General features: G+C 48.7%; 8 protein-coding genes. 5 read left to right on the forward strand and 3 right to left on the reverse strand.

What is annotated here, in order from left to right:
* Positions 1–93: 93 nt before the first annotated feature.
* Both AAKU61_RS18320 and AAKU61_RS18325 read right to left on the reverse strand, forming a co-directional pair.
* Entirely contained in the window at positions 94–1,254 is a 1,161-nt protein-coding gene (locus tag AAKU61_RS18320; RefSeq protein ID WP_354334603.1) for a porin, read from the reverse strand.
* A gap of 287 nt (positions 1,255–1,541) precedes the next feature.
* The gene (locus AAKU61_RS18325) at positions 1,542–1,793 is read right to left on the reverse strand and encodes a hypothetical protein (protein ID WP_322120603.1); all 252 of its coding nucleotides are present in this window, start codon (positions 1,791–1,793) and stop codon (positions 1,542–1,544) included.
* Between the two features lie 337 nt (positions 1,794–2,130).
* Between AAKU61_RS18325 and AAKU61_RS18330 the strand changes: the two genes are divergently transcribed.
* From AAKU61_RS18330 to AAKU61_RS18350, 5 genes are all read left to right on the forward strand, one after another.
* Entirely contained in the window at positions 2,131–2,523 is a 393-nt protein-coding gene (locus AAKU61_RS18330) for an MAPEG family protein (protein WP_354334605.1), read from the forward strand.
* A gap of 82 nt (positions 2,524–2,605) precedes the next feature.
* On the forward strand, positions 2,606–3,094 hold the full coding sequence (locus AAKU61_RS18335; protein ID WP_354334613.1) for a low molecular weight protein-tyrosine-phosphatase: 489 nt from the start codon (positions 2,606–2,608) through the stop codon (positions 3,092–3,094).
* Positions 3,095–3,280: 186 nt separating this feature from the next.
* Positions 3,281–4,075: a UCP032817 domain-containing protein gene (locus tag AAKU61_RS18340; RefSeq protein ID WP_354334607.1), complete on the forward strand. Its 795-nt coding sequence runs from the start codon at positions 3,281–3,283 to the stop codon at positions 4,073–4,075.
* A 457-nt stretch (positions 4,076–4,532) separates the two neighbouring features.
* Complete coding sequence (locus AAKU61_RS18345) at positions 4,533–4,955, forward strand: hypothetical protein (protein WP_354334608.1); 423 nt, start codon at positions 4,533–4,535, stop codon at positions 4,953–4,955.
* Complete coding sequence (locus AAKU61_RS18350; protein ID WP_354334610.1) at positions 4,948–6,078, forward strand: radical SAM protein; 1,131 nt, start codon at positions 4,948–4,950, stop codon at positions 6,076–6,078. Before AAKU61_RS18345 ends, AAKU61_RS18350 begins: the two co-directional genes overlap by 8 nt.
* A 75-nt stretch (positions 6,079–6,153) precedes the next feature.
* Here the strand turns inward: AAKU61_RS18350 and AAKU61_RS18355 are convergent, their stop codons facing one another.
* Positions 6,154–6,750, reverse strand: coding sequence for a GNAT family N-acetyltransferase (locus AAKU61_RS18355; RefSeq protein ID WP_354334612.1), 597 nt, complete (start codon positions 6,748–6,750; stop codon positions 6,154–6,156).
* Positions 6,751–6,950: the final 200 nt, after the last annotated feature.

Consider the following 6,950-nt stretch of genomic DNA (forward strand, 5'->3'; position numbering starts at 1 on the left):
AAACGCCTTACTGCTCAATTAATACATGGACAAGCTATATATACCCACCACTAGTATATATATTTTAATCAAGAGAAAGTCTTTACAAACACATTAAAAATCATGCTTTATGCCAAAGGCAATCGCCTGCGGGTGTTGTCCTAATCTTGCTGATGCGCTAACTGCAGCGGCACCACCAAGCTCATATCCGGCATGTGAGCCGTTCCGCAAAATTGCGTACTGAGACCACAGTTGCGACCGCTTGGATAAGTCATAACGGTAGCCAACAATCATTAAATCAGATTGAGTGCCAGCACCGGTAAAGATGCCGGAAAAAACCGGAGTTTGATCCCCTTTTCCCTCGCCGCCGCGATACCAGGCTAGCTCAAAGGTATGACTATGTTGAAAAAATCTTCCTCGCACACCAATACCGTTTTGCTGTAACGGGTGACTACCGATATTGTCGTACTTGATGTGCTGGAGATAAGTGCTGAGATTGATTTGCGAAGTCAGATTAAAGCCCAGCGCAAACAATACAATGCTGTCGTCCAGGTTGATGTCTCTGACGTTGTGGTGCAAGTTATAGGCAAGTGCCGCGACTAACTGACCGGAATTGAATTGTAGTTTGCTCGACCATGCGGTGCTATGGCAGTTGAGATTCTGCGCCGGTTCACCAAGCGCCAGATGCGTGGCAAAGCTAAAGCCATGCATATTAGGCGAATCATAGCGAGCCGAATTGCCGTAGCGATTATCAAATGCAAAGGTGTTTGCATTACCCTGCGTTGCAGAAGTTTGTATGCAAGGCGAACTGCCATCTGCGCTGGCGCCGGTAAAACTATTGTTGTAGCCGTTTGCCCAAAATCCGTTGAGATTGTCGTTACTGGCATTGCTGAGATAACCTGGACCGACAATCCCGTGCAAATCGTCTAAGGGGGTCAACATAAAACCAAAACGGATTTTGCCGTAAGGCGAGCCAAGGCCAATACTGGCCTCGCGCGAAATAACACCTCCACTACCGGTATCGGGATTAAATCCGCCTTCCAACACAAATAGCGCGTTGAGATCGTCACCCAGTGCCTCGCTGCCTTTAAAACCGAAGCGACTGCTAAAGCTGCTCTCTTTTGTTACGGACCCACGACCATCACTGTATGCCGAATAGTTGACAACACCGACCACCAGGCGCCCATACACAAGCACGTTAGTTTGCGCCTGCACGGGCAGAGTGTGGCAAACAGCAGAGACGGCGATGCATGCGAAAACATGTTTCAGATTCATGATGACCCCGAGGTGTACAGCATGATTAATGTGAGGGACGGAATCGTCTGATCGTTATCGTATTAAATAGTCAGGAATAACGTCCACGCAGTAGCTCTTGATTATTGCTCATGGACGATGGGGTGATGAGGACAATTTACCGACAGCGATTGAAGTGTATGAACTGGGCAACATAGTTTGAGCGCTGCCTTGGGTTCTGCAAACGTAGAGCGCAAAAAAATCGGCGCTCATCACGCCGATTTTTTAACATTGTCAGCTATCTCAATGCGATAGCTGACTGTTGCGAATTACTTCGCTGGAGCTACTGGTGCAGACGCTGCTGGTGTTTCTGTTGCAGATGCTGCTTTTTTGTGGTGATGCTTCTTCATCTTTTTCTCAGCAGCTGGTGCTGATGCAGCAGGAGCTGCTGCTGGAGCTGCACTTGCTGCTGGTGCCGCAGTTGCTGGCGCTGCTGGCTTAGCTGCTGGTGCTGGTGTTTGTGCGAACGCTGTACCCATGGCGAAGGTAGTAGCAACGAGAGCGGCGATTAGCTTGTTCATGATAGATCCTGTTCTTGAGTTTGGTTGGTTTGTTTTCCGTAGTTAGTCTACGTATGTCTAGAACGCGATGGAATCGATTTGTGTTGACAAGGAATGTGTTGCTAAATGTTACAGCGGATATTTATCGCTCTTTTATCGATCTTTTATCGATCTTGTCACGGCTCTCTTATGCTGACGATTCGCTATCTATCCGCTCAGGTCTTAGACTGCATCAGTACTTTGATCTGTCTGTGTAAATCGATCTGATTTATCTTACTATTGCGATGAAACTAGGTTTTTACCGGCAAGTGCTTTCTGTTAGATTTAATAATAATTGAAATGAATAGGAGAAAATAAAATGACAATTGCAAATTGGTGCGTACTCGTGGCCTGTGCTTTACCAGTAATTACTGTGGGTTTAGCAAAAAGTAGCTCTGCCAAATTAGCGCGTCATGCTGGCAGGTACAACAACGACAATCCACGCGAGTGGGCAAAAAATTTAACTGGCTGGCAGCAGCGTGCTAATGCTGCGCAGAGTAATAGTTTTGAAGCCTTGCCTTTATTTATTGCAGCGGTTGTAATGGCACAGCAAGCGCATGCGGATCAAGGACGTATTGATAGTCTGGCGGTCGTTTTTATTGCTTTACGTTTGTTGTATACCGGAGCCTATCTGATGAATTTTTCTACTCTACGCACCTTGATCTGGACTGGTGGAGTCGCTACTTGTGTTGGCATTTTTTTGATGGCATAACTGTCTGCTGGTGATGCTGTAGTGCGCTACTTTGTACCTATATCAGTATCTACTAATCCACTAAAACCACATCATGAACACAATAAAAAATACCGCTGTTCTCTTTGTCTGCATGGGCAATATTTGTCGCTCACCGACGGCGGAAGGCGTATTCCGCAGCAAGATAGAAGCGGCCGGTTTGGCCGACGCGTTCTTGATCGATTCTGCCGGCACGCATGCCTACCACGTGGGCGAGCCCCCGGATCTGCGGTCGCAAGAATTTGCGGCAAAACGTGGCATCAATTTATCCCAGCAGCGAGCGCGCAAAGTAGCGCTTGGAGATTTTGCCCAATTTGATTTAATTCTGGCGATGGACAAAGCTAACCTGGCCTTGTTAGAAGCTGCTTGTCCAATCGAGTATCGTCACAAGCTAGGTCTGATGATGCAATATGCAACGCAGAGTAAAGCCGACGAAGTACCTGACCCGTATTACGGTGGCGGACGTGGTTTTGATGTAGTGCTTGATTATATTGAAGATGCGTCGGATGGTTTGCTTAGTACGCTACAACAAAATTACGAAGCGTCCAGATAAGTATTTTGCTGAACGCACCGTTAAGTTTATTGTGACGGTACCGGCTCGTTTAGATATTCGATATTCAAACATACGACATTAAAGCAACTACGTAAAAGTCCTTAGTGCCACGTCACACAATCGTCACATTTGACTCCTATGATAAAGTCATAAAAAAAGGAATTTAACCAAAGGAGAACAATAATAATGTTAGAAAATATCAGAGATCAGATCAACACCTTACGGTCGCAACATATCATTCGCCGGTCGAAATATCAAAAAGCCCTCAGCGATATCCCCGATAATTTATTCGGATTTTGGCAAACCATGGCAAGCAGAGAATTCCCCGGCATCCCTCGTGATGCCGTTTTTTTTATGCGGGCGGCAGAAGGCTTGATGATGTTTTTCGATTGCGTTAAACACAGCGAGCAAGCTTGTGCGTTGCCATCGAAAGCGGCGGACTCGGTCTGGCATGCGTGGAGCGCGCTGTCGCAAGCGGGATTGGGGATGTTCTGCCGTAAGCATTTTGGCAGAGACATCCCGCACATCGAAGCTGGCGAAATGGGCGAGTCTATCGACAAAGCGCTGGCCACCACACTAGTGCAGGCGCGGCGGTCTGAGGGACTGGCGTTGGCCAGCACCAGTGTGCCAGCGTTGTTTGCGCTGGATAGAAAATTGAAAATGCCAGGTGGTTATGCTTACCAGGCAGCCGCGGGCAAGTTTGGTTATCGCCATCTAAATAGCGATGGTAGCGCTGAGGGAAAAATGATTTTCCCTGCCAGCCTGGATGTAATGGAATTGATGACGGCCGGCTTTATCAGCGCGGCGATGTATGAAGTCTATCGGCGTCAAGCAGAAGCCGCCGCCAGAGCGAGTGCCGTTAGCTCATCCTCTGACGGCGGTAATGTGTTTGATGTCGGAAGTTCTTGCGATAGCGGCAGTTCTGGGGATAGTGGTAGCAGTTGCGGTAGTAGCTGTGGCAGTAGTTGCAGTAGTAGCTAATCTTTAGGTAGATTCGCTGTCGAATATTGGATTTAGGATGTCCAATCATTCTGCGGCTTCTGGCGAGATATTGGCCTGTAAGCCTCAATATCATTGGACGTGCTAAATCGGAGCCTCTAAAAACGTTTTAATCGAGATGCAACGCTAGGCAGATTTGCAACCTTGACGCGGTGCGCCCGAGTATGGGGGTTTTAGGAGTTCCCAATTACTACGTTACTTCTTCAGCAACCTCAGCAGGCAATGCCCGCTATCAAGCTCATCTATCAGTAAGCTTTTTTATTCAAATCTGGCAATGCTTGCAAAAAAGCTATCTAAATCTTTGTTGTCATTTATTTAAATAATTTGCATTGTCATTTTTATCACCTAATGTGAAGTTCTCCAACGCGCACTTGTGCAAGTTGGTGAGTTTTTTCAAAATTTTTCAAAACTTTTTGATACTTTTCATTAGGAGATTGTAATGGCAAATGACACATCGAACCAAAAACTACGTGGTTCGGAAAAACTATTAAGTGCGTGGAAAAACCGTAGCTTGACCGAGGAATCGGTACGCGAAATTGCAAAAAATATGGATCAGTCACCCGCCCATGTGATCGGTGCAAAAGTAGTCGGCGGCAACAACGCAACTGGCGTGCAATTATCGCTGGCCTATTACGGCGATGATGTTCCAACTTGCGGTAACGATATTTTGCTCTGGCTGAAATGGCATCGCGTGCATGGCGGTGACGTACATCCACCAAAAATCATTATTGACGGTATTCCCTTCCCCGACGTATTGCGTATGCAGCTGGACTTTGGCGACGTTACTGGCAAGCTGACCGATGTGCAACATCTGGGTAATCTTGCCGGACAACTCAATCGCATGGGTAATATTGGTGGCTGATCTGTCCAACACTGATACGCTCTCTGGCATCAGCAGCCCGACCGGCGTTGCACCTGTTTTGCAGTTGCATCCGACCCGGCGCTGCAACCTGGCATGCGCGCATTGCTACACGTCGTCATCCCCCCAAGTAAGCGAGCAATTGGGGCTGGAGATGTTGACGGCGTGTATGCAAGATGCGGCATTGCTAGGGTATCAGCAGCTTGCTGTGTCCGGTGGCGAACCCTTGTTGTATCCCGAACTACCCAGCTTGTTAAGCCGGGCACGTGAGCTTGGCATGCTAACCAGCATCACCACCAACGGTATGCTCGCGACATCGCAGCGATGGGCAAAAATTTGTCACCTGCTAGACGTGGTGGCGGTATCGATTGATGGCACACCGCAAGAGCATGACCTCATGCGCGGACGGCAAGGCGCTTATGCAAAAACGCTGGCCAACCTGTCGGTGATACGGGACTCTGGCGTGGGCTTTGGATTTATTTTTACGCTGACACAACACAATGTTGATAGCCTGGAATTTGTCGTCAAACTCGCAGCGCAACAAGGCGCACGTAGCGTGCAGGTGCATCCGCTGACGCTGTATGGCCGCGCTGCAGACACCCTGCCCGATGCCCGCCCCGATACGTTGGAATTATTAGTCGCCATCGCAGAAGCGACTCGCTTGGGCGAACAGTTAGGCGTCGCTGTGCATGTCGATGCGATCAGTCTGCAACAGCTGCACCATTATCGCCATCACCTGGTACCGGCGCTGCCGGTCAGGCAAGTGACAGAGGTAGCGCCAATCCTGATTGTGCAGGCAGATGGTGCCGTCGTGCCACTGACGCATGATGTTAATCAGGCGCTGTGGTTAGGGTCTTTGTACGACGCTCCCTTAGGTACATTAGCGCAAGCATGGATGCTCAGTGGCAAAGCCAACAAACTGGTCGATGCCTGCGAACAGACATGGCATCATTTGGAAGACCGTCATCAGGTAGGCCGCATGGTTGCAATGAATTCGATGCCTGGATCAGACAAAGGCAATGAGGTCACGTCTGCCGCGGTGTATTGGTATGACGAAGTCGCAGCGATCAGCCGCCAGCATGCCTTTGTGCGACCTGTCCATCAGTTACATGTAGTGAACTTCTAAACACTTACACCGATTGTGCAAGGCTATCGCTTTGCTAATCTGGCCAGTGGCAACTGAACACATTAGCTCAAAACATTAGCTTAAGATTTTCTCTAATTCTTCAAACTGCAGCGCACCAGCCAGCAAGATTTCTTGCCTGTCCTCAACCGGAAAAGGACTTAAGCGTCCCGTGCGAACATAGCCGCGCCGCTCGTAATACGCCAGCAACTCATGACGAACGTTAATCACTGTCATCCAGATTTTAGTCACGCCCCAACGTTGCTGTACGGCGCTTTCTGCCTGCTGCATAAACTGTTTGCCGATGCCCTTGCCCTGCAAATGCGGGCGCACCACAAACATCCCCAAATACGCCGCATCTTGCTGCTGCTTCAAATGCACGCAACCGACGATTGCCTGATCCTGCAAACACAACAAAATAAACGATCCGGCAGCGGCGATCTGATCGCGGATTTCATCTGCATTGGTACGCACGCCCTGCAACAAGTCCGCCTCCGTCGTCCAGCCCTGACGACTGCTATCGCCACGATAAGCGCTGTTGACCATAGCAGCAATCACGTCCGCATCCACCAGCACCGCATCACGGAAAGTAAACGCAGCCGTCGTTGAACCGACATCAGCAGCATCGGGATGGACATGAATATCGGAAGGCGTATCGGGTAAAGAAGTAGTCATCAATGGTATCGTTTTTAGTAGATGATGGAAATCGGTGAAAGAGTGTATCGCGCTAAGTCAAATCCAACAAAAATCATATACTCCCCAATTTTTTACTTGAAATAGGGGCGGATTCAAGTACGAAGAGCAACATTGAATAAAAAGTCAAAGGGTCAGATGCGATAGCATTCTGCCTTTTGACCAGCCAGTCGAAAGTTGCC

This window comes from Undibacterium sp. GrIS 1.2, from assembly GCF_040544435.1.
Taxonomy (GTDB): Bacteria; Pseudomonadota; Gammaproteobacteria; order Burkholderiales; family Burkholderiaceae_D; genus Undibacterium.

What these genes read in the sequence shown, in the direction of transcription:
- AAKU61_RS18320 (WP_354334603.1), bottom strand. Translation starts at nt 1,254, where the DNA reads ATGAATCTGAAACATGTTTTCGCATGCATCGCCGTCTCTGCTGTTTGC.
- AAKU61_RS18325 (WP_322120603.1), bottom strand. Translation starts at nt 1,793, where the DNA reads ATGAACAAGCTAATCGCCGCTCTCGTTGCTACTACCTTCGCCATGGGT.
- AAKU61_RS18345 (WP_354334608.1), top strand. Translation starts at nt 4,533, where the DNA reads ATGGCAAATGACACATCGAACCAAAAACTACGTGGTTCGGAAAAACTA.
- AAKU61_RS18355 (WP_354334612.1), bottom strand. Translation starts at nt 6,750, where the DNA reads ATGACTACTTCTTTACCCGATACGCCTTCCGATATTCATGTCCATCCC.
- AAKU61_RS18330 (WP_354334605.1), top strand. Translation starts at nt 2,131, where the DNA reads ATGACAATTGCAAATTGGTGCGTACTCGTGGCCTGTGCTTTACCAGTA.
- AAKU61_RS18340 (WP_354334607.1), top strand. Translation starts at nt 3,281, where the DNA reads ATGTTAGAAAATATCAGAGATCAGATCAACACCTTACGGTCGCAACAT.